Source organism: Pseudomonas sp. B40(2017) (assembly GCF_002112855.1).
Lineage (GTDB): Bacteria > Pseudomonadota > Gammaproteobacteria > Pseudomonadales > Pseudomonadaceae > Aquipseudomonas > Aquipseudomonas pharyngis.
In genome coordinates this window covers 93831-115599 of the sequence record NZ_NEIT01000002.1, presented here as the reverse complement: position 1 = coordinate 115599, position 21769 = coordinate 93831, and the positions used below count along the sequence as shown (strand labels likewise).

Annotated in this window: 20 protein-coding genes; 7 read left to right on the top strand and 13 right to left on the bottom strand. The window is 61.9% G+C overall.

Annotated features, from left to right (window positions below; all coding sequences use genetic code 11):
* Nucleotides 1–25 precede the first annotated feature (25 nt).
* Nucleotides 26–250 (bottom strand): hypothetical protein, encoded by a 225-nt coding sequence (locus CAF76_RS04120; protein WP_085646911.1) that lies wholly within the window; start codon nucleotides 248–250, stop codon nucleotides 26–28.
* A gap of 322 nt (nucleotides 251–572) precedes the next feature.
* Between CAF76_RS04120 and CAF76_RS04115 the strand changes: the two genes are divergently transcribed.
* The gene (locus tag CAF76_RS04115; RefSeq protein WP_085646910.1) at nucleotides 573–1130 is read left to right on the top strand and encodes a DUF2780 domain-containing protein; all 558 of its coding nucleotides are present in this window, start codon (nucleotides 573–575) and stop codon (nucleotides 1128–1130) included.
* Between the two features lies 1 nt (nucleotide 1131).
* On the opposite strand, the gene CAF76_RS04110 is transcribed toward CAF76_RS04115, so the two are convergent.
* Entirely contained in the window at nucleotides 1132–2019 is an 888-nt protein-coding gene (locus CAF76_RS04110) for an acyltransferase (RefSeq protein WP_085646909.1), read from the bottom strand.
* 175 nt (nucleotides 2020–2194) lie between these two features.
* On the opposite strand from CAF76_RS04110, the gene CAF76_RS04105 reads away from it, so the two are divergent.
* The 4 genes from CAF76_RS04105 (at nucleotide 2195) to creD (ending at nucleotide 6320) form a co-directional block, all read left to right on the top strand.
* Complete coding sequence (locus tag CAF76_RS04105; protein WP_064599935.1) at nucleotides 2195–2698, top strand: ATP-dependent zinc protease; 504 nt, start codon at nucleotides 2195–2197, stop codon at nucleotides 2696–2698.
* Nucleotides 2699–2771: 73 nt separating this feature from the next.
* Nucleotides 2772–3452, top strand: a complete 681-nt coding sequence (gene creB, locus CAF76_RS04100) for a two-component system response regulator CreB (protein WP_007959816.1) — start codon at nucleotides 2772–2774, stop codon at nucleotides 3450–3452.
* On the top strand, nucleotides 3452–4867 hold the full coding sequence (gene creC / locus CAF76_RS04095; protein WP_085646908.1) for a two-component system sensor histidine kinase CreC: 1416 nt from the start codon (nucleotides 3452–3454) through the stop codon (nucleotides 4865–4867). Before creB ends, creC begins: the two co-directional genes overlap by 1 nt.
* Before the next feature lie 82 nt (nucleotides 4868–4949).
* On the top strand, nucleotides 4950–6320 hold the full coding sequence (gene creD / locus CAF76_RS04090) for a cell envelope integrity protein CreD (RefSeq protein ID WP_064599929.1): 1371 nt from the start codon (nucleotides 4950–4952) through the stop codon (nucleotides 6318–6320).
* Nucleotides 6321–6407: 87 nt separating this feature from the next.
* On the opposite strand, the gene CAF76_RS04085 is transcribed toward creD, so the two are convergent.
* The 8 genes from CAF76_RS04085 to CAF76_RS04050 form a co-directional block, all read right to left on the bottom strand.
* Nucleotides 6408–7037 carry a glutathione S-transferase family protein gene (locus CAF76_RS04085; RefSeq protein WP_085646907.1) on the bottom strand — a complete coding sequence of 210 codons (630 nt, stop codon included), beginning with the start codon at nucleotides 7035–7037 and terminating at the stop codon, nucleotides 6408–6410.
* 160 nt (nucleotides 7038–7197) lie between these two features.
* The gene (locus tag CAF76_RS04080; protein WP_064599927.1) at nucleotides 7198–7377 is read right to left on the bottom strand and encodes a hypothetical protein; all 180 of its coding nucleotides are present in this window, start codon (nucleotides 7375–7377) and stop codon (nucleotides 7198–7200) included.
* Nucleotides 7374–8504, bottom strand: a complete 1131-nt coding sequence (locus CAF76_RS04075) for a PepSY domain-containing protein (protein ID WP_085646906.1) — start codon at nucleotides 8502–8504, stop codon at nucleotides 7374–7376. The genes CAF76_RS04080 and CAF76_RS04075 overlap by 4 nt, the downstream gene beginning before the upstream one ends.
* Before the next feature lie 73 nt (nucleotides 8505–8577).
* The gene (locus tag CAF76_RS04070; RefSeq protein ID WP_085646905.1) at nucleotides 8578–11004 is read right to left on the bottom strand and encodes a TonB-dependent siderophore receptor; all 2427 of its coding nucleotides are present in this window, start codon (nucleotides 11002–11004) and stop codon (nucleotides 8578–8580) included.
* 178 nt (nucleotides 11005–11182) lie between these two features.
* Entirely contained in the window at nucleotides 11183–12154 is a 972-nt protein-coding gene (locus tag CAF76_RS04065) for a FecR domain-containing protein (RefSeq protein WP_085646904.1), read from the bottom strand.
* A complete protein-coding gene (locus tag CAF76_RS04060; protein ID WP_039768032.1) occupies nucleotides 12151–12669 on the bottom strand; it encodes an RNA polymerase sigma factor in 519 nt (172 codons plus the stop codon). The genes CAF76_RS04065 and CAF76_RS04060 overlap by 4 nt, the downstream gene beginning before the upstream one ends.
* A gap of 110 nt (nucleotides 12670–12779) precedes the next feature.
* Nucleotides 12780–13487 (bottom strand): PolC-type DNA polymerase III, encoded by a 708-nt coding sequence (locus CAF76_RS04055; RefSeq protein WP_064599916.1) that lies wholly within the window; start codon nucleotides 13485–13487, stop codon nucleotides 12780–12782.
* Nucleotides 13484–15424 carry a putative nucleotidyltransferase substrate binding domain-containing protein gene (locus tag CAF76_RS04050; RefSeq protein ID WP_085646903.1) on the bottom strand — a complete coding sequence of 647 codons (1941 nt, stop codon included), beginning with the start codon at nucleotides 15422–15424 and terminating at the stop codon, nucleotides 13484–13486. The genes CAF76_RS04055 and CAF76_RS04050 overlap by 4 nt, the downstream gene beginning before the upstream one ends.
* A 253-nt stretch (nucleotides 15425–15677) precedes the next feature.
* On the opposite strand from CAF76_RS04050, the gene CAF76_RS04045 reads away from it, so the two are divergent.
* Entirely contained in the window at nucleotides 15678–16124 is a 447-nt protein-coding gene (locus tag CAF76_RS04045; RefSeq protein WP_064599912.1) for a response regulator, read from the top strand.
* A gap of 282 nt (nucleotides 16125–16406) precedes the next feature.
* Here the strand turns inward: CAF76_RS04045 and CAF76_RS04040 are convergent, their stop codons facing one another.
* Complete coding sequence (locus CAF76_RS04040) at nucleotides 16407–18584, bottom strand: malate synthase G (protein ID WP_085646902.1); 2178 nt, start codon at nucleotides 18582–18584, stop codon at nucleotides 16407–16409.
* A gap of 454 nt (nucleotides 18585–19038) precedes the next feature.
* Between CAF76_RS04040 and CAF76_RS04035 the strand changes: the two genes are divergently transcribed.
* On the top strand, nucleotides 19039–19557 hold the full coding sequence (locus CAF76_RS04035) for a glycine cleavage system protein R (RefSeq protein WP_085646901.1): 519 nt from the start codon (nucleotides 19039–19041) through the stop codon (nucleotides 19555–19557).
* Between the two features lie 223 nt (nucleotides 19558–19780).
* Here CAF76_RS04035 and rarD read toward each other — a convergent pair whose 3' ends face one another.
* Together rarD and CAF76_RS04025 are read right to left on the bottom strand one after the other, a co-directional pair.
* On the bottom strand, nucleotides 19781–20668 hold the full coding sequence (rarD, locus tag CAF76_RS04030) for an EamA family transporter RarD (RefSeq protein WP_039768038.1): 888 nt from the start codon (nucleotides 20666–20668) through the stop codon (nucleotides 19781–19783).
* Nucleotides 20669–20734: 66 nt separating this feature from the next.
* The gene (locus CAF76_RS04025) at nucleotides 20735–21709 is read right to left on the bottom strand and encodes a serine/threonine protein kinase (RefSeq protein ID WP_085646900.1); all 975 of its coding nucleotides are present in this window, start codon (nucleotides 21707–21709) and stop codon (nucleotides 20735–20737) included.
* Between the last annotated feature and the right edge of the window lie 60 nt (nucleotides 21710–21769).

Below are 21769 nucleotides of genomic sequence, written 5' to 3'. Positions count from 1 at the left end.
CCGCTTCGATTGATTGATTGACGCATTACAAAAGCGTAGAGAACCGAGCCGGTCTGGCTATGTCCTCGTCTTGAGCCAGTCTGATGTCAACTGCATAAAACTGGCCGTTATCACCACGCACAAGGTCATAGGTCACCTTCTGCCCCTCTTTGATGTGCTTGATGATCGGATCGTCCGGGCTGATGCAGAAGATGATCGGCGGGATATCCGGGTCAAGCAGTTCATTGCGTTGTACGCATTGCTTTTCCATCGCCGTATCTCCCATTCAAATGGCTGGCGCCTGCCCCTCGCTTTTTCCGAATCATTGATGCCACTCCACCGTATTCCAGTTACGTTGACTCGGTAACTGTCATATCTGACAGGTAAAGAAATCCTTTCGGCATCAACGCCCACCTTTTTATGAAGGTGAGAAATAACGGACCGGTCCTTTGGCTGGAGGCGCGTCACGATTCCTTCACAAACAGGATGTGAATATCCCGGTACACGCCGGAACATGCTGCCGCCTACCCGGTCAAACCGGCAGTTTGATCGCCTGTATCCGGGCGGTCTTCACGCCACAAGAGGATGTCTGAATGAAGATTTCACGCGGTTTTGCCCTGGCATCACTCCTGACCCTGGCGGCAGGGCCGGTGTTTGCCGGTTTCAGTTTGAATGACGTGGCCGGCGTGGTATCGGACATGCAGGGCGGTGACAAGGCTGCGACGGCCGCGCCGACCTCGGAAACCGCTGGCTTGTTGAGTGCGCTGAGCGCACTGGACCTGACGCCACAACAGGCGGTGGGTGGCACCAGTGCCATGTTGGGCCTGGCGAAGAACCAATTGAGCAGCACCGATTATTCCGAACTGGCCAAGGAAGTACCGGGTATCGACCAGTTGTCGGGTGGTGCTGGCAGTCTGGCGGCGTTGAGCGGCTTGCTCGGCTCGTCGGGCAAGTCCGCCGGGCTGGAAAATGCGCTGGGCAACGTCAAGGACACCAATGACCTGAACAACGCCTTCGGTGCGTTGGGCATGGACAGCGGGATGGTCGGCCAGTTTGCCCCGATCCTATTGCAATACCTCGGTCAGCAGGGTGTCGGTGGTTCGCTGCTGCAAAGCCTGGGCAGCATCTGGGGCACCGGCACCAACGGTTGACTCAGCGGCGCTCGCCCTTGAGTTCGGCGATGCGCTGATCCTTGAGGGTCCAGAGCTGGTTGACCCAGTCCTGGACCTTCTCGCGAAACACCGGATCATTTTCGTAATCGCCCTGCCACAGGGCCGGGTCCAGTTCGCGGGTCTGGATGTCGACGATCACGCGTGGCACGTTGCCGCTGATCAGGTCCCAGAAGCCCGGAATCTTCTGCTGTGGATAAACCACGGTCACATCGAGAATCGCGTCCAGCTGTTCGCCCATCGCCGCCAGTACGAACGCCACGCCGCCGGCCTTGGGCTTGAGCAGATGGCTGAACGGTGACTGCTGCTGAGTGCTTTTGGCGGCGGTGTAACGCGTGCCTTCTAGATAATTCACCACGGTCACCGGCTGACGCTTGAACAGCTCGCACGCGGCTTTGGTGATTTCCAGATCCTTGCCGGCCAGCTCGGGGTTCTTCGCCAGGAACGCCTTGGTGTAGCGCTTCATGAACGGGTAATCCAGCGCCCACCAGGCCAGGCCCAGGAACGGCACCCAGATCAGCTCTTTCTTGAGGAAGAACTTGAAGAACGGGGTGCGCCGGTTGAGGGTCTGAATCAGCGCCGGGATATCGACCCAGGACTGATGGTTGCTGATCACGAGGTAGGAAGTGTCGCTGCGCAGGTCTTCGCCGCCGCGAATGTCCCATTGCGTGGGAATGCACAGGCGAAAGATCAGCTTGTCGATTTCCGCCCAGGTTTCGGCGATCCACATCACCGCCCACGAGGCATAGTCGCGAAAGCGCCCCGGCAGGATCAGCTTGAGCACGGCGAACACCATCAGCGGGCCGAACAGTACCAGGGTGTTGGACAACAGCAGCAGGGTGACGAAACAGCCGGTGAGCAGGCGGCGCATAAGCAACTCTTGGAAAACGGATGGGCGCGCCATGATAAGTGGCTTCGGCCGGCAGGCCAAATCTACCGGTGACGAATGTTTCACCTGTGGCGCGATAACCTGCCGGGAACGTTCATGCGAACAACGGTCTAAAATCTCGCGTCTGACGCCCCCATTTCCCAAGGAAGCCCCTTACGTGAAATCCCTCCTTGCACTGCTTTCCCTCGTCGCCCTGCCGGTGCTCGCCGCCGAACCGACCCTGTACGGTCGTTACGAATACATCGCGCTGCCGGAAATCGGCGGAGAAGTGCTCAAGGCCAAGATGGACACCGGCGCGCTGACCGCCTCGCTGTCGGCCAAGGACATCGAGACCTTCACCCGCGACGGCGAAGACTGGGTGCGTTTCCGTCTGGCGACCAAGGACGCCAGCAACAAGGTGTACGAGCACAAGGTCGCGCGGATCAGCAAGATCAAGAGTCGCTCGGATGAAGAAGACGAGGGCGAAAGCACCGAAGTGGCCAAGCGCCCGGTGGTCGATCTGGAGCTGTGCCTGGGCGACGTCAAGCGTACCGTGGAGGTCAACCTGACCGACCGCAGCAACTTCAACTACCCGTTGCTGATCGGTGCCAAGGCCCTGCGCGAGTTCGGCGCGGCGGTGAACCCGGCACGACGCTTCACCGCTGACAAACCTGATTGCTGAAACAAGTGGTCTCATTGACGTAACGCCGGGCTTGGGGCACCGTTCGCGCACTTAACCCACAGGCTCGGACGCCATGCCTCATATCCTGATTGTCGAAGACGAAGCGGCGATTGCCGACACGCTGATTTTTGCCTTGCAGGGCGAGGGCTTCACCACGACCTGGCTAAGCCTGGGCGCGGCGGCGCTGGAGCATCAGCGCCAGACCCCGGCGGATCTGATCATCCTCGACATCGGTCTGCCGGACATCAGCGGCTTCGAAACCTGCAAGCAGCTGCGTCGCTTCAGTGAGGTGCCGGTGCTGTTTCTCAGCGCGCGCAACGCCGAGATCGACCGGGTAGTGGGCCTGGAAATCGGTGCCGATGATTATGTGGTCAAACCGTTCAGCCCACGGGAAGTGGCGGCGCGGGTCCGGGCGATTCTCAAGCGCATGGCGCCACGTCCGGTCATCGAGGCGTCCTCGGCGCTGTTTCGCATCGATCCCGAGCGCGTACAGATCAGCTATCGCGGCCAGCCCCTGAGCCTGACCCGCCACGAATTCCGTCTGCTGCAATGCCTGCTCGAACAACCCGAGCGGGTGTTCAGCCGCGAGCAATTGCTCGATGCGCTGGGCGTGGCGGCGGATGCCGGTTACGAGCGCAGCATCGACAGCCATATCAAAAGCGTACGCGCCAAATTGCGTCTGGTGCGCGCCGAGGCCGAGCCGATCCAGACCCATCGCGGCCTCGGCTACAGCTACAGTCCGGGGCACAGCTGATGTCGCTGGGGCTGCGGATTTTCCTGGTGTACGTGCTGTTTATCGGCCTCACCGGGTATTTCGTGCTCAACACCGTGATGGAAGAAATCCGCCCCGGCGTGCGCCAGTCCACCGAAGAAACCCTGGTCGATACCGCCAACCTGATGGCGGAAATCCTGCGGGACGATTTCAAGGCCGGCACCCTCAACCAGAATCGCTGGCCGGAGCTGCTCCGCGCCTATGGCGAACGCCAGCCGAAGGCAACGATCTGGGGCCTGGCAAAAAACCAGGTCAACCACCGCATCTACGTCACCGACGCCAAGGGCATCGTGGTGCTGGACTCCAGCGGTCTGGCCGTCGGTCAGGACTACTCGCGCTGGAACGACGTCTACCTGACCCTGCGCGGCGAATACGGCGCACGCTCCAGCCGCAGTGACCCGAATGACCCGAACTCCTCGGTGATGCACGTCGGCGCGCCGATCCGCGACAACGGCGCGATCATCGGCGTGGTCACCGTGGCCAAACCCAACAGTTCACTGCAGCCCTATGTCGATCGCACCGAGCGCCGCTTGCTCGGTTACGGCGCCGGATTGATCGGCCTCGGCCTGCTGCTCGGCGCCGTGCTGTCGTGGTGGCTGAGCCGCGCGTTGCACCGCTTGACCGTGTACGCCCAGGCGGTGAGCGAGGGCCGTCGGGTGGCGGTGCCGCACTATCGCGGCGGCGAGCTGGAGCAGTTGGCGACCGCCGTAGAACAGATGCGCACCCAGCTCGAAGGCAAAGCCTACGTCGAGCGCTATGTGCACACCCTGACCCACGAACTGAAAAGCCCGCTGGCGGCGATTCGCGGTGCGGCCGAGTTGTTGCAGGGCGAGATGCCGGCGGATCAACGCCTGCGATTCGTCGGCAACATCGACAGTGAAAGTGCCCGGATGCAGCAGTTGATCGAACGCCTGCTGAACCTTGCACAAGTTGAACAGCGGCAGGGCCTTGAGGAGCGTGTCGCCGTGCCGTTGGCGGCGCTGCTGAGTGAGCTGCTACAGGCTCAGATGGCACGCATCGAAGGCCGGCAACTGCGGATCGAGCAAACCATCGCGCCGGATCTGGCGTTGATCGGCGAGCCGTTTCTGCTGCGTCAGGCATTGGGCAATCTGCTGGAAAATGCGCTGGATTTCACGTCGCAAAACGGTTTGCTGCGCTTCAGTGCCGAGCGGATCGGCGAGAAGGTCGAGCTTCGCCTGTTCAACGAAACCACGCCGATTCCCGACTATGCCTTGCCCCGTTTGAGCGAGCGTTTCTACTCTTTGCCACGCCCGGACAGCGGGCGTAAAAGCACCGGTCTCGGGCTCAACTTCGTCGAAGAGGTGGTCAAGTTGCACGGTGGTTCGATGCGCATCGGCAACGTCGAACGTGGGGTGGAAGTCGTCCTGCAGTTGTAGTCTCCACACAAACTCCACATTCCTCCCACAAAACCCCCACATCCCCTTCGCAGACTCTGCCCATCGAAACAGGGAGAGTCCCATGAACAAAAGTCTGACGATAAAACTCGGGGCCATTGCCCTGCTGATCCTGGTGTTGCTGGTGCCGCTGTTGATGATCGACGGCATCATCGATGATCGCCAGCAACTGCGTGACGGTGTGCTGGAAGACATTGCCAGAAGCTCAAGCTACAGCCAGCAACTCAGCGGGCCGGTGATGGTTGTGCCGTATCGCAAGGTGGTGCGCACCTGGAAAACCAAAGAGAAGAGCGACGAGCGTTACCAGGAAATCGGCGAGGAGCGCGGACGTTTGTATTTCCTGCCGGAGCGTTTTGAACTCGACGGCCAGGTGCAGACCGAGCTGCGTGCCCGGGGCATTTACGAGGCGCGGCTGTTCCATGCCGACAACCGCATCAGTGGGCATTTCTCGCTGCCGGCGCAGTTGGGGATCAAGGAGGATTTTGCCGATTACACATTCGATGCGCCGTTCCTGGCGGTCGGTATCAGTGACATTCGCGGGATTGAAAACGCGCTGAAGCTGGAACTGGGCGCGCAACGCCTGGACTTCGTGCCCGGTACTCAGGTCGGCTGGCTGGGCGAGGGTGTGCGAGTGACGCTGCCGGCGCTGGACACCGGCAAAACCACGGAACTGGCCTTCGGCTTCGACCTGCGCCTGCAAGGCACCGGTTCGCTGCAGGTGCTGCCGGTGGGCAAAACCAGCCGCGTGAATCTCGCCGCCAACTGGCCGCATCCAAGCTTCATCGGTAACTTCCTGCCGGCCAGGCGCGAGATCAACGATCAGGGTTTTACCGCTGACTGGCAGACCTCGTTTTTCTCCACCAATTTGCAAGAAGCGATGAGCCGTTGTGTGTCGGGCAATGATTGCGAGGCGTTCAACGGGCGCAGTTTCGGCGTGAGCTTCATCGATCCGGTGGATCAGTATCTGAAGAGCGACCGGGCGATCAAATATGCGCTGCTGTTCATCGTTCTGACGTTCGCCGGTTTCTTCCTGTTCGAAGTGCTGAAAAGCCTGGCGGTGCACCCTGTGCAATACGCGCTGGTGGGTGTGGCGCTGGCGTTCTTTTATCTGTTGCTGCTGTCGTTGTCGGAGCACATCGGGTTTGCCCTGGCGTATCTGTTGTCGGCCAGCGGTTGTGTGCTGTTGATCGGGTTCTACGTCTGCCACGTGCTGCGCAGCGTGCGTCATGGCTTGAGTTTTTCGGCGGGGCTGGCGGCGTTGTATGGCTTGCTCTACGGCCTGCTGAGCGCCGAGGATTACGCGCTGCTGATGGGTTCGCTGCTGCTGTTCGGTCTGCTCGGTGTGTTCATGGTGCTGACCCGCAATCTGGACTGGTACGGGATCGGCCAGAAACCGGCCAAACCGCTGGAATTCGATATCGGAGCGGTGCAATGAGCCGGTTCGTGGGGCTGCGTGAGGAGCAGCGGGAGGCCGAGTTGTTGATGACGCTGATCTTTGCCTCGCTGCCTCCCGCCCGGCACATCAAACCTTCGGCATCGTCGCAATCATCGACGGCCGCTGGCTCACTTCAAAGAACCAGTTGGCCAGTTGCGGATTGGCGTCACGCCAGCCCAGATCCGGGAAGCGCAGGTCGAGATAACCCAGTGCACAGGCCACGCTGATCGCGGCGACGTCGAAGTGGCAGGTCAGTTCGGCAATCGCGTCGCGTTCCAGCAGGGCGAGGGCGCGGCGGATCTTCTCGCGCTGGGCCTCGAGCCATTCGTCCCAGTGTTTTTCCGGGGCGCGCAACACTTGCTCGTAACGCACCATGACCGAGGCGTCCATGATCCCGTCGGCCATCGAGGCCAGGGTCAGGCGCCGCCAGCGGGCCGAGCCGTCGCGGGGAATCAGCGGGTTGCCGACGTGCTGGTGGTCGAGGTAATCGAGGATCACCCGGCTGTCATGGATGACATTGCCGTCGGCCAGGCGCAGGGCCGGGATCTTGCCCAGCGCGTTGTCTTCGTTGAGGGCGGCGTCCGGGCTGACAGGGCTGAGCACGCAATCCTGCAGCGCGACGCGATCCTGCTGGCCGGTCTCGTGCAACAGCACCATGACTTTGCGCACGAACGGGGACAGGGTGTTGTGGAACAGGGTCATGCTGGGAGCGGACATTGGCAGGGTCTCGGTCAGGGGCAATGACGGGCAGCATAGCCTGTCAGCGCCTTGGCTCAAGCCTTTTGTGGGAGCGAGCCTGCTCGCGATAGCGGACTGTCAGTCAACTGGATTGTGAATGAACAGACGCTATCGCGAGCAGGCTCGCTCCCACAGGTTTTCAGCTTCGCTGCAGTAATCCCTTCAATCCCAGAATTGCCGGCACTCCGAGCCCCACCCAGCTCAATCCATCCCAGATCCCGTCGCCCAGCAGCGCCGCGAACAGGCCCGCCGCACTCAGAAGCGCGATCACCAGCGGCGTGCTGAAGACTTTCCAGAAATTCGACTGACGCGGCTTCATGCAGCGGCCTCCGCCGTTTCCAACACCGGTTTCGCGGCCTTGCGTCGTACCACCCACAAGTACACGCCGCTGGCGAGGACGATGATGGTCAGCACGTCCAATGTGGCCCAGAGGATTTTCATCGGCATGCCGCCGTAGTCACCAAAGTGCAGCGGCTGCGACATGCCCATGGCGTCCATGTACCACGGTCGCTCCGCCACCGCCGTGACTTGCAGGGTGCTGGCGTCGATCAGCACCGGGGTCAGCAGGTGCGAGGTCAGGTGGGTGCCGCCCTTCATGAACACCGAGTAATGGTGCTCGCTGGAGAAGCGCGTGCCGGGGAAGGCGATGAAGTCCGGTTTCATCCCCGGTGTGACGTCACTGGCAATCTCCAGCACACGGGTGGCCGGGGCCAGTTGCGTCAGCGGCGGGGCATCGCGGTAGGGCGCGATCAGGGTCGTCAGGGCTTCGGCCCGCCACGCGGCGATCAGCAGATCGGCGCAGGCGCTGATGACACCGGTCACGCCGACCACCAGCGCCCAGGTCAGGGTCACCACGCCGATCAGGTTATGCAGGTCGAGCCAGCGCAGGCGGGTGGATTTGTCCTGGCGCACCGTGCCGAACTTCAAGCGGCGCATGAACGGCAGGTACAACACCGTGCCGGACACGATCGCGACCACGAACAGCAAACCCATGAACGCCAGCAGCAGCTTGCCCGGCAGACCGGCGAACATGTCGACGTGCAGGCGCAGGATAAACAGCATCAGCCCGCCGTTGGCCGACGGCATTTCCAGGGCTTCGCCGGTACGCGCGTCGAGCATGAAGGTGTGCGAGGAGTTGGGCTCGGTACCGGCGGTCCTGGCCATGATCGTCAGCACGGCATTCGGCTCGTCGTCTTCGAAGCCGAAGTACTGCACGACTTCGCCGGGCCGATGCTTCTCCGCCGCTTCGACCAGTTGCGCCAGGTTCAGATGCGGCGTGTCCGCCGGCATCACCCGCAACTCGGGCGCATCGCCCAGCAGGTGGTCGATCTCGTGATGGAAAATCAGCGGCAGGCCGGTCAGGGCCAGCAGCAGCAAAAACACGGTGCAGATCAGGCTGGTCCAGGTGTGGACGAAGGACCAGCGGCGAATTGTTTTACTTTTCATTTCATGACCTTCAAAAACACCCAAGCCGTCCACGAGGGACGGCCTGGTTGCAGGGCCTGTTCAGCTCAGGCGCTTACCACTTGTAAGTGGCGCTGGCGACGACGCTGCGCTGGTCGCCGTAGTAGCAGTAGAAGCTGTCGCAAGTGGAAATGTAATCCTTGTCCAGCAGGTTGGTGGCGTTGAGTGCCAGCGACGCGCCTTTGAGGCTGTTGTCCAGACGACCGAGGTCGTAATGCACGGCGGCGTCGAACACGGTGTAGGCGTCCGCCTTGCCCAGCCAGGTGTTGGCTTTGTCGCCGTAAGTGTTGCCGGTGTAGCGCGCGCCGGCACCGATGCCGAAGCCGTCGAGCACGCCGCTGTGCCAGGTGTAATCGGCCCACAGTGAGGCTTGCTGATTCGGCATCAGTTGCAGGCGGTTGCCCTTGTCGGCGCCGTTCTGCACTTCGGACTTGGCCAGGGTGTACGCGGCGATGACCTTCAGGTTGTCGGTAACGTCGGAGACGGCTTCCAGCTCCAGGCCTTTGACTTTGACTTCACCGGTCTGGCTGGTGATCGATACGCCGTTGACGAACGAGCTGACCGAGACGTTTTTCTGGGTCAGGTCATACACGGCCGCAGTCAGCAGGGTCTTGCTGCCCGGTGGCTGGTACTTGATGCCCAGTTCCCACTGCTTGCCTTCGGTGGGTTTGAGTGATTCGGTCGACGAGGCGTCGGCGCCAGTGGTCGGCTGGAACGATTCGGCGTAGGACAGGTACGGTACGAAACCGGAGTCGAAGACATAGCTGATCGCCGCGTTACCGCTGAACGCCTTGTCGCGCTGGGTGTTGGTGGCGTCGCCCTTGTTGATGAATTGAGTGCCGGTGTGCACCCAGTCTTCACGACCGCCCAGGGTCAGGCGCCATTGGTCCAGGGCCATTTGGTCCTGGACGTAGAGGCCGGTCTGGTAGGTCTTCTGGTTGTAGTCATAGAAGGCGGTGGAACGCGCCGGGCGCACGATCGGCTGACCATGGATCGGATTGTTCACGTTGATCTCCGGTGCGCTGCCGAAAATCGAGGTGTAGTTGGTGTTGCTGCGCTGGTGATCCAGGCCCATCAACAGGGTGTGGCGGATGTCGCCGGTGGCGAAGTCGGCCTGGAAGTTGTTGTCCACGGCGAACTGGCTGATGTCCTCGTCGACGATGGTCGTGGTACGGCCGACGTTGCCGTCATTGTCCACTTGAGTGAACGGATACGAGCCGACGGTGATGCCCTGGAACGACAGATCCGACTTGGTGTAACGCAGGTTCTGCTTGAACTGCCAGGTATCGTTCAGGCGATGTTCGAAGGCATAGCCCAGCGCGTAGTAGGTGCGGTCGTAGTATTCCCAGTCCGGATCGCCGAGGTTCTTGTGGTGGGAAACCTTGCCGAACGGCATGTCGATCTTGGTGCCCTGCACCGGCAGGAACTGGCTGGTGATGCCGGTATCGTCGCGGGTGAACTGGGTCAGCAGGGTGAATTTGGTGTCGTCGTCGATGTTCCAGGTCAGGCTCGGCGCGATGTTGTAGCGCTTGTTGTCGACGTGGTCGATCTGCGTGCCGCTGTCACGTACCACACCGCTGAGGCCGTAGAGAAACTGGCCGGCTTCATCGATCTTGCCGGTGCTGGCGAAGTTGATCTGGCGGTGGTTGTCGCTGCCGTACTGCAGCTGGATTTCGCTGCTCTGCACATCGCTCGGACGACGGCTGACCATGTCCAGCAAACCGCCCGGCGGGGTCTGGCCGTACACCGACGAGGCCGGGCCGCGCAGCAGGGCGAGGCGGTCGAGGTTCCAGGTTTCCTGTTTCGGGTTGGCGTACACGCCTTTTGGCAGGGGCAGGCCGTCGAGGAACTGGGTCGGTTCGAAGCCGCGTACGCGCAGCCAGTCGGCGCGGGTGTCGCTGCCGTAGCTGCTGGCGGTGATGCCCGGCATGTAGCGCACGGCGTCATCGAGGCTGTGCACGCCACGGTCTTCCATTTGTTGGCGCGTGGCGACCGAAATCGAACGCGGCGCTTCGACCAGTGCGGTGTCGGTCTTGGTGCCGGCGGCGGTGCGGGTGGCGGTGTAGCCTTCGACCGGGCCCCAGGCGCTTTCGAAGTTTTCCACGCCGATCACCGAGGTTTCCGGCAGGGCCATCGCGCCTTCCGGCACGGCGACCAGGGTGTAGGTGCCGGCGCCGCTCTGTTCCAGTTGCAGACCGGTGCCACGCAGCGCCGCGCGCAGGGCGCCGGCCGCGTCATATTGGCCGTTGACCGGCGCCGAGGTTTTGCCCGCCGCCAGCGACGGGTTCAGCGACAGCGTCAGGCCGCCCTGGCTGGCGATCTGGTTCAGGGTGGTCGACAACGGGGCCGCCGGCAGGTTGTAGGCGCGCACGCTCGATGCCTGTTCAGCGGCGATCAGTTGGCTGCTGGCCAGCGGGGTGCAGAGGGCAATGGCGACCGCCAGCAAACTGGGGCGCAACAAGGTGTCTAGCGAACGGGACATACGGCGGCTCCTGAATGGAAATATTTCTCAATTGCCTGTGTGCCGGACGAGATTCGAAAAGTGATAGGGCTGGATGAAAATAATTTCGATTAACGAACGACATGGCTGCGCAAGTCAGCAGAAAGTCCGTTTTCAGGGGTGTGGCAGGCGGCCTGTCGTGGGCAGGCAGTGCTGAATGTCAGGGCTTCGGATCAGCCTTGGCCACGGTCACCCACCATGGCGTGTGCTGCTCGATCTGCACCGGCAGGGTCGGCAGCAGGGCGTTCAGCGCCTTGTCGGTGTCGTGCAGCGGGAAGCTGCCGGTGATGCGCAGGTCGGCGACTTCCGGCGCAATGCCCAGATGGCCGCGACGATAGCGACCAAGTTCATGCACCAGGTCTTCCAGGCGCGCGTTGTCCACCACCAGCATGCCGCGGGTCCAGGCATCGGCGCCGGGGTTGAGCGCCACCACCGAATCCAGACCGTTTTGGCGAATCAGTACTTGCTGGCCTTCGCGCAGGATCTGTTCCTGCGGATCGGATTGCGGATGCGCCGCCACCGCCGACTGCAACACGCTCAGGCGCGTGCCGGCGTCTTCGCGCTTCACCAGGAACCGCGTGCCCAGGGCGCGCATGCTGCCCTCGGCGGTTTCGACGATGAACGGCCGCGCATCGCCGTGACCGGTTTCGACAAGGATTTCGCCTTCCTGCAACACGATCAGGCGTTGTTTTTCATCGAAGCGGACATCCACGGCGCTGTGGGTGTTGAGGTTGAGTACGGTGCCGTCGGCCAGGCGCACGGTGCGCTGTTCGCCGGTGGCGGTGCGTTGATCGGCGAGCCAGTAATCCAGCGGCAGATAACGTTCGCCGGAAAACAAGGCCAGTCCGACCACCGCCACGACACTGGCCAGCCCGCTGCCCAGCTTGCGCACCCGGCGGCGGATACCTTCGCGCGATTGCAGCAACGCGCTGCGTGCCGGGCCCTTGGCCACGCTGAAACGCTGGTCGAGCATGCCCAACTGGCGCCAGGCGCGGGCGTGTTCTTCGTTGGCCGCGTGCCATTTGGCGAACTCTTCGCGCTCCAGTGGCGTGCTGGAATCGAGGGTCAATTGCCAGGCAATCGCCGCGTCCAGCACATGGGCCGGGACCGGTCTAGAACTGGCCGGGCTCATGTTGGCTCACCGTACAGCGCGATGTAGCACTGGCGGATACCCTGGGCTAGATATTGGCGTACGCGCGGGACCGACACGCCGAGTTTGTCGGCGATCTCGGCGTGGGTCAGGCCATCGAGGCGGTTATAGAGGAAAGCGGCGCGGGCCTTGGTCGACAGCTTGCCGAGCATGCGGTCGATGGCCTTGAGGTCTTCGAGGATCAGTTGCTGTTCTTCGACCGAGGGCTGTTCGCCCTCGGGGATCAGCATCAGTTCGGTCAGATACGCCTGTTCCAGCGCGGCCCTGCGGAAGTAGTCGAACAGCAACCCTTTGGCGATCGCCACCAGAAACGCCCGGGGTTCGCGGGGTGTCAGCAACTCGTCGCGGCCGAGCAGGCGGACGAAGGTGTCCTGGCTCAGGTCTTCGGCGCGTTGCGGGCAAGCCACGTTGCGCCGCAGCCAGGCCAGCAGCCAGCCGCGGTGGTCGCGATACAACGCACCGACGAGCTCACTGTGAGGACTTTGGGCTGAAGACACGACGACACCGACTGGGAAGTGTTAACTAACGAGAATTGTTCGCGATTGTGGCAGAGGTGGGAATGGTTAGCAATTGGCCACCGGTCGGGTTGTCGGGCGACAACCCGGATTCAGAACGAATGCGTCTGCTGGCGGCGTTTCCACTGACTCAAGCGTTGCTGCAGATTCAGCGGACTGTGGATCTGCTGCTGGCGTGCCCGGCTGAACAGGATCAGCGCCAGTTCCGCCGTGGCCAGAGCATCGGCGCTCGCATGGTGACGTTCGAACACTTCGAGCTTGAACCAGTCGATCCACTCGTCCAGCCCCGCCTCGCGAATGTGCGCCTGGGGGCAAACCAGCGGGGCGATCTGCGCCACATCGAGGAACACCGTCTGCAACTTGTGCCCCAGATGTTCTTTCAGCGCGCGGCCGAGCATGTGCTGGTCGAACGAGGCGTGAAACGCCAGCACCGGACTGTCGCCGATAAACTCCAGCAGCTCGACCAAGGCTTCGGTGGGCTCGCTGCCGGCGGCAATCGCGCTCGGTGCCAGACCGTGAATCAACACGCTCGGGCCGAGTTTCAGCTCGCGGCATTGCAGGGTGCGTTCGAACTGCTGACTGAAGTCGATCGCTCCATCCTCGATCACCACCGCGCCGATCGACAGCACCCGGTCCTTGTTCAGGTTCAGCCCGGTGGTTTCCAGGTCCAGCACCACCCAACGCTGTTCGCGCAGGCTGCACTCGCGCAGCTCGCCGATGGCCGGCAGTTTCGTCAGGCGCTGTTGCAGGTCGTCCGGCACAACGGGGCTGGCCGGGCGCAGCCACGAAAACAGGCTCATAGCTGATACCGCAAGGTCAGGCTGCTTTGCAGGCGCTGGGCCTGGCGCAGGGATTCACGCAGGATGCGCCGATCCAGATGATTGAGGCTGTCGGGATCGACCCGGTTCGAGTACGGCTGGTTTTCCCGGGTCTGCAGTTGATGCTGCTGCATGCGCGTCTGCTGGATGAAGTGGTAGGCCTCTTCGTACGCGGCGCCATCCAGCCGGTCGATGACTTCTTTATCCACCAGTTGGCGAAAGCGTTCGAGGGTGTTGTTGGCGTCGATGCCATGGGCCAGTGCGAGCAAACGTGCGCCGTCGACAAAGGGTGTCAGGCCCTGGATTTTCAGGTCCAGCGTGGCTTTCTCGCCGTTCTTGCGGGTCAGCACGAACTCACGGAATCGCCCAACCGGCGGACGGTTGCGCAAGGCGTTCTCGGCCATCATTCGCTGGAACAGACGATTGTCGCCGACCTGGTCGAGAATCCCGCGGCGCAATTGCTCGCAGCCCTGTTCATCACCCCAGACCACGCGCAGGTCGAAATAGATGCTGGAGCCCAACAGGTTCTCCGGGGTCGCCTCGCGAATGAACGCGGCAAAGCGTCGGGCCCATTCGGCGCGGGACAGGCACAGCTGCGGATTGCCGGCCATGACGTTGCCCTTGCACAGGGTGAAACCGCATTGCGCCAGGCTGGTATTGATCTGCTGGGCGATGGGCAGCAGTTTGCCGCGAATCTCCGCCGCATGGGCCGCATCCCGCGCGTCGAACAGAATGCCGTTGTCCTGATCGGTGTGCAGGGTCTGCTCGCGTCGGCCTTCGCTGCCGAAGCACAGCCAGCTGAACGGCACGCCGGGGTCGCCTTTTTCGGCGAGGGTCAGTTCGATCACGCGGCACACGGTGTGATCGTTGAGCAGGGTGATGATGTGGGTGATCTGGGTCGACGAGGCACCGTGAGCCAGCATGCGCTCCACCAGTTGGCCGATCTCGCCGCGCAGGGTCACCAGTTGTTCGACCCGCTGGGCACTGCGGATGGTCCGCGCCAGGTGCACCAGATCGACCCGTTGCAGCGAGAACAGATCCCGTTCGGAAACCACGCCGCACAGGCGTCGATCCTTGACCAGACACACGTGGGCGATATGCCGCTCGGTCATGGCAATCGCCGCGTCGAAGGCGCTGTGATCCGGCGACAGATGGAACGGCGAGCGAGTCATGTGCCGTTCGATCGGCTCGCTGAAGTCGCCAACTCCTTCCGCCACGACATGGCGCAGGTCGCGCAGGGTGAAAATCCCCAGAGGCGCCTTGTGTTCGTCCACCGCGACGATGCTGCCGACCTGTTGTTCGTGCATCAATTTCACCGCTTCACGCAGAGGCGTAGACGGGCTGCAGGTCACCGGATGGCGCATGGCCAATTCGCCGAGACGGGTGTTCAGCGAGTATTGGGTGCCGAGGGTTTCCACGGCTTTCTGCTGGACTTGCTGATTGACCTGATCGAGCAGGCTGCTGACTCCGCGCAGGGCGAAGTCGCGGAAGGTGCTGGAAAGGGCGAACAGCTTGATGAACGCCAGTTTGTTCAGTTGCAGGCAGAAGGTGTCTTCGCCGGCCAGGTGTTCGGTGCGGGTCGCCCGTTCGCCGAGCAGCGCAGCGAGGGGAAAACACTCGCCGGTGGTGATTTCAAACGTGGTTTCGGTGCCGCCCTTGGCCGTGTGCGGACGCTCGCCGACCACTCGGCCCTGCTTGACGATATAGAAGTGTTCGACCGGCCCGTCGGCGGGTTTGATGATGCTTTCGCCCTGACCGTAGAAGCGCAGCTGGCATTGCTCCACCAGGTAGGCGAGGTGGGCGTGTTCCATTTGATTGAAAGGGGGGAAGCGCTGGAGGAATTGCAAAGTGCCCTGAATGTTCTGCAACACCGCGGTTTTCCCTGCCTGGGTGAAGGCGTCCGCTTTACTCATAACCATTACCGCAGTCTTTTTCGAATTGTTGTTGTCGGATCGTTGCAGCCATGGTCGACCCCATCGCGCGGGGTGCCCATTGGACGTAAGTCTAGGTTGGGCATGCCGTTGGGGAATTTTCGGATATGCCCTACAAAATCAGTCGGAAATTCTTCGGTTCGCCCCTTGGAAAAAAATCCGACGAAGTGCACATTGAAGCTCTGCCCAGCGATGTCTGACCACTGTGCCAGGGGATCGAATTGAAAACGTAGAGAACGCCATGTCCGACCACGATATTTTGAGCGACGCCGAGCGCGAAGCGCTCAGCGCTGTAATGCTCGAACCCGATCTGCCACCGCAGCGCGTATTGATCGTCGATGACGACAAGGACGCCCGGGAGCTGTTGTCGGAGATTCTCGGGTTGGACGGTATTCGTTGCATGACCGCGGCCAGCGGTGAGTCCGCGCTGAAGATGCTCGAGGAAAGGCCCTCCATCGGCCTGGTGATCACCGATCTGCGGATGGGCAATGTCGATGGCCTGGACCTGATTCGTCAGGTGCGTGAATCGGTACGGGCGGCGATGCCGATCATCATTGTTTCGGGCGATGCCGACGTGAAGGACGCGATTGCGGCGATGCATTTGAGCGTGGTGGATTTCCTGCTCAAACCGATCGATACCGCCAAGTTGCTCGGTCTCGTCAGACATGAGTTGGGGATTGAACCTTAACGCCGAAGCCCCCTCACCCTAACCCTCTCCCGGAGGGAGAGGGGACTGACCGAGGTGAATGTTCGAGATACACCGACCTGAAATATTGAGTCGAGCTCAGGTTCTGAAAAGCCCCTATCTGCTCCCTTTCCCCTCGCCCCCCTTGGGGGCGGTCCGACGTTTCGGGAGGGCTGGGGTGAGGGGGATGGATCTCAAGCCCTACTCAAAACTCAGGCAGACATCACAAACAAAAAAGCCCTGATCGAAAGATCAGGGCTTTTTCATGTCCGGCATCCGCGCAGGTTACAGGCCGTTGGCAGCCTTGAACTCGCGACGGCGACGGTGCAGGACCGGCTCGGTGTAGCCGTTCGGCTGTTTGGTGCCCTCGATCACCAGTTCGACCGCCGCCTGGAAGGCGATGTTGCTGTCGAAGTTCGGGGCCAGCGGGCGGTACAGCGGGTCGTTGGCGTTCTGACGGTCTACCACCGGCGCCATGCGCTTGAGGCTTTCCATCACTTGCGCTTCGGTCACGACACCGTGACGCAGCCAGTTGGCGATGTGCTGGCTGGAGATACGCAGCGTCGCACGGTCTTCCATCAGGCCGACGTCGTTGATGTCCGGCACTTTCGAGCAGCCCACGCCCTGATCGATCCAGCGCACCACGTAACCGAGAATGCCCTGGGCGTTGTTGTCCAGTTCGTTCTTGATCTGCTCCGGGGTCCAGTTCGGGTTGACCGCCAGCGGGATGGTCAGGATGTCATCGACCGAAGCGCGGGCGCGTTTGGCCAGCTCGGCCTGACGGGCGAACACGTCGACCTTGTGGTAGTGCAGCGCGTGCAGCGCAGCGGCGGTCGGCGACGGAACCCACGCAGTGTTGGCGCCGGCCAGCGGGTGAGCGATTTTCTGTTCGAGCATCGCCGCCATCAGGTCGGGCATCGCCCACATGCCTTTACCGATTTGCGCACGACCTTGCAGGCCGGTGCTCAGACCGATATCGACGTTCCAGTTTTCGTAGGCGCCGATCCACTTCTCGGCCTTCATGTCAGCCTTGCGAACCACCGGGCCGGCTTCCATGGAGGTGTGGATTTCGTCGCCGGTGCGGTCGAGGAAACCGGTGTTGATGAACACCACGCGCTCGCTGGCAGCCTGGATGCAGGCCTTGAGGTTGACCGTGGTACGGCGTTCCTCGTCCATGATCCCGACTTTCAGGGTGTTGCGTTTGAGGCCCAGCACGTCTTCGATGCGACCGAACAGCTCGTTGGTGAACGCCGCTTCTTCCGGGCCGTGCATCTTCGGCTTGACGATGTAGACGGAACCGGTGCGGGTGTTCTTGCGCGAAGTGTTGCCGTTCAGGTTGTGCATCGCCGCAAGGCAAGTCACCAGACCGTCGAGGATGCCTTCCGGCACTTCGTTGCCGTGCTTGTCGAGGATCGCGTCGATGGTCATCAGGTGACCGACGTTGCGCACGAACAGCAGCGAGCGGCCGTGCAGGGTCAGTTCGCTGCCGTCGACCTTGGTGTAGGTACGATCCGGGTTCATGGTGCGGGTGAAGGTCTGGCCGCCCTTGGACACGGATTCCGCCAGGTCGCCTTTCATCAGGCCCAGCCAGTTGCGGTAAATCACCACTTTGTCGTCGGCATCGACAGCAGCCACGGAGTCTTCGCAGTCCATGATGGTGGTCAGGGCCGCTTCCATCAGGATGTCTTTGACGCCGGCGGCATCGGTCTGGCCGACCGGGGTGCTGGCGTCGATCTGGATTTCGAAGTGCAGGCCGTTGTTCTTCAGCAGGATCGCGATCGGCGCATTGGCGTCGCCCTGGAAACCGATCAGCTGTGCGTCGTTGCGCAGGCCGCTGGTGCTGCCGCCCTTGAGGGTGACGACCAGTTTGCCGCCAGCGATCTTGTAGCCGGTGGAATCGACGTGAGAGCCGGTCGCCAGTGGCGCGGCTTCGTCGAGAAATGCACGGGCGAAGGCGATGACTTTGTCGCCACGCACCTTGTTGTAGCCTTTGCCTTTTTCCGCGCCGCCGGCTTCGCTGATGGCATCGGTGCCATACAGGGCGTCGTACAGCGAACCCCAGCGGGCGTTCGAGGCGTTGAGGGCGAAGCGGGCGTTCATCACCGGCACCACGAGTTGCGGGCCGGCGGTACGGGCGATTTCGTCATCGACGTTTTGCGTCGTTGCCTGGAAATCAGCCGCTTCTGGCAGCAGATAACCGATCTCTTGCAGGAAGGCTTTATAGGCCACGGCGTCGTGGGGCTGACCGGCACGGCTCTGGTGCCAGCCATCGATACGAGCCTGGAAGTCATCGCGTTTGGCGAGTAGGGCTTTGTTCTTCGGCGCCAGGTCGTGAATGACCTTGTCGGCACCTTCCCAGAATTTGTCGGCGGTGAGGCCGGTACCGGGAATGGCTTCGTTGTTCACGAAGTCGAACAGGACTTTGGCGACCTGCAGGCCACCGACTTGAACGTGTTCAGTCATTGCTTGCCTCACTCTGCTCAGCTATTTCGCTTTTCAGCTCGTCAATTTAACAATGAAGCCTCTGGCCATTTAAACCACAAACCCCTCGACCAGTACATGCCATCGCTGGCGGCTGGGCTGGGACCAATCAACGGCTTGGGGGCCTTGCTGACGGGGCTTTCAGGGTTGCGAACGTGCCTTGGGCAGACATCGATCCAGCGTTATGTAGTGCGCGCTGCGGCATACTACATGATGAGTTGCGGTTGTGAAAATCGGACTAATTACGTCGTTCTGCGACCCCATGACGCATTGCGGTCACGGCGCGGAACGGGATGTTCTCAAAAAACCAATGGATTGTTCCAGTTAAATATAAAAAGTTGTACACGATTTGTGACTTCGAGCGTCTGAGGCGTCTGTGGAACGCTTGCCTATACTTGCTTTTCTATAACAAAAGTCATGACAAGAGGGCTGCGCCATGGATCACCTCGTACTCACCGTCTTCGCACCGGACAAGCCCGGGCAGGTCGAGCGCATCGCCCAATGCATCGCCGAACACGGCGGCAACTGGCTGGAAAGCCGCCTGTCACGGATGGCCGGGCAGTTCGCCGGGATCCTGCGGGTGGGCGTGCCGGCGGAGGCTTACGACGAATTAGTCGATGCCTTACAAGCACTGTCGGCTCAGGGCATTCGCGTGTTGGTGGCGGAAAGCGGTATCGAACAGGCCTGCACCTGGAAACCGATCGCCATGGAACTGGTGGGCAATGATCGTCCCGGCATCGTGCGCGACATTACCCGGTTGCTGAGCGAGCAGGGCGTCAACCTCGAACGGCTGGTGACCGAAGTGCGCCCGGCGCCGATGAGCAGTGAACCGCTGTTCCACGCCGAGGCGATCCTGGCAGTGCCGCTGACCCTGTCGCTGGACGTGCTGCAATCGCGCCTGGAAACCCTGGCCGATGACTTGATGGTGGAACTGGTGCTGCGCACTGATCCATGAGAGCGGAATGGGTTATCCAGTTTTAGCGTGCACCTGCCTGTGGATAACCTGTAGAGACTGAGCGCCAGGCCACGTCCGCTGTGGCTTGGCGAAGATTGACCAAAAAACCGCCAGCATTCAGTGACTTGCGCACAAACGGCGGGGATCACGCTGTGGATAACCTTGGGAAGGAACGATACAGGCCACGAGAACCGTGGCCTGTGGAGGTTTGTGCGTTTTTTGATCAGCTGCGCCGGCGCAAGCTCATCCATGCATCGACGCTGTACACCGCCAGACCGGCCCAGATAAACATGAAGGCGATCAGCGTGCTGGACGACAAGTGCTCGCCGAACAGCAGCACGGCTTGCAGCAGTACCAACGTCGGCGCCAGGTATTGCAGGAAACCGAGGGTGGTGTAGGGCAGATGCCGCGCGGCCGCGTTGAAGCACACCAGCGGCACCAGCGTCACCGGGCCGGCCGCCACCAGCCACCAGGCTTCGGAGGTGGTCCAGAACTCGGCCTGGGCGCTGGTGGCGGTCGGATTGAACAGCAGCCACGCGAGGGCGATCGGCACCAGCATCCAGGTTTCCACTACCAGTCCAGGGAGTGCCTTGACCGGCGCCTGCTTGCGGATCAGCCCGTAGAAACCGAAGGTCAGCGCCAGCACCAGCGATACCCACGGCAGACTGCCGACCTGCCACACCTGCTGCGCAACACCGACCGCCGCCAGACCAACCGCCAGCCACTGCATGCGCCGCAAGCGTTCGCCGAGGATCAGCATGCCCAGCAGCACGTTCACCAGTGGGTTGATGTAGTAACCGAGGCTCGCCTCCAGCATCCGGCCGTTGTTCACCGACCAGACGTAGGTCAGCCAGTTGGCCGCGATCAAGGTGCCGCTGAGCGCAAGAATCGCTAGGCGTTTCGGGTTGTCGCGCAGTTCCTGCCACCAGCCGGGATGCTTCCACACCATCAACAGCAGCGCGCCGAACAGCGCTGACCACAGCACCCGGTGAATGATGATTTCCACCGCCGGCACTTCGGCGATGGCTTTGAAGTAGAGCGGGAACAGTCCCCAGATGATGTAGGCGCTCAGGCCCAGAATGTACCCGCGGCGCGGGTTGGCGGCTTGCATGCAGAATCCTTGCTTAGGCAGCTAACAAAGCAGCGATTGTACGGGCAGTTGTATAGACGTGTCGTGTCAGAAAAGCTTCAACGGCTCTTCGTTCAACGCCGCCAGTTGCTCGCGCAACGCCAGCACCTGATCGCCCCAATACCGCTCGCTGCCGAACCATGGAAAGCTGCGTGGGAACGCCGGATCGTCCCAGCGCCGGGCCAGCCAGGCGCTGTAATGCATCAGGCGCAGGGCGCGCAGCGGTTCGATCAGCGCCAGCTCGCGCGGGTTGAAGTCATGGAATTCGTTGTAGCCGTCCATCAATTCCGACAGTTGTCCCAGACAATCCTGACGATCGCCGGCGAGCATCATCCAGATGTCCTGCACCGCCGGGCCCATGCGGCAGTCGTCGAGGTCGACGATGTGGAACATCTCGTCGCGGCACATCATGTTGCCGGGGTGGCAGTCGCCGTGCATGCGGATGTTCTGGTGCGGCGTGCTGGCGTAGACGTCTTCCACGCGCTTGAGCAGGTCGCGGGCGACGGACTCGTAGGCCGGCAGCAGGCTTTTGGGGATGAAGTTGCCTTCCAGCAGGGTGGCCAGCGAGTCATGGCCGAAGTTCTTCACCGCCAGCGCTTCGCGGTGCTCGAACGGTTTGGTGCCGCCGACCGCGTGCATGCGCCCGAGCAACTGGCCGAGGCGATACAGCTGATCGAGATTGCCCGGCTCCGGCGCCCGGCCACCGCGACGGGGAAACAGGGTGAAACGAAATCCGGCGTGTTCGTGCAGGGTTTCGCCGTTGTGGATCAGTGGCGCCACCACCGGGATCTCGACGTCGGCCAGTTCGAAGGTGAACTGGTGTTCTTCCAGGATCGCTTCGTTGGTCCAGCGCTGCGGGCGATAGAACTTGGCGATCAGCGGTTCCGAGTCTTCGATGCCGACCTGATAGACGCGGTTTTCATAACTGTTGAGCGCCAGAATGCGCGCGTCGCTCAGGAAGCCGATGCTTTCGACGGCATCGAGCACGAGGTCTGGGGTAAGGGTTTCAAACGGGTGGGCCATGCTGACTCCTGCGCGCAGCAGGCTGCCGCGTCCGGCTCAGCATGGTAGCGCAGACGGGCT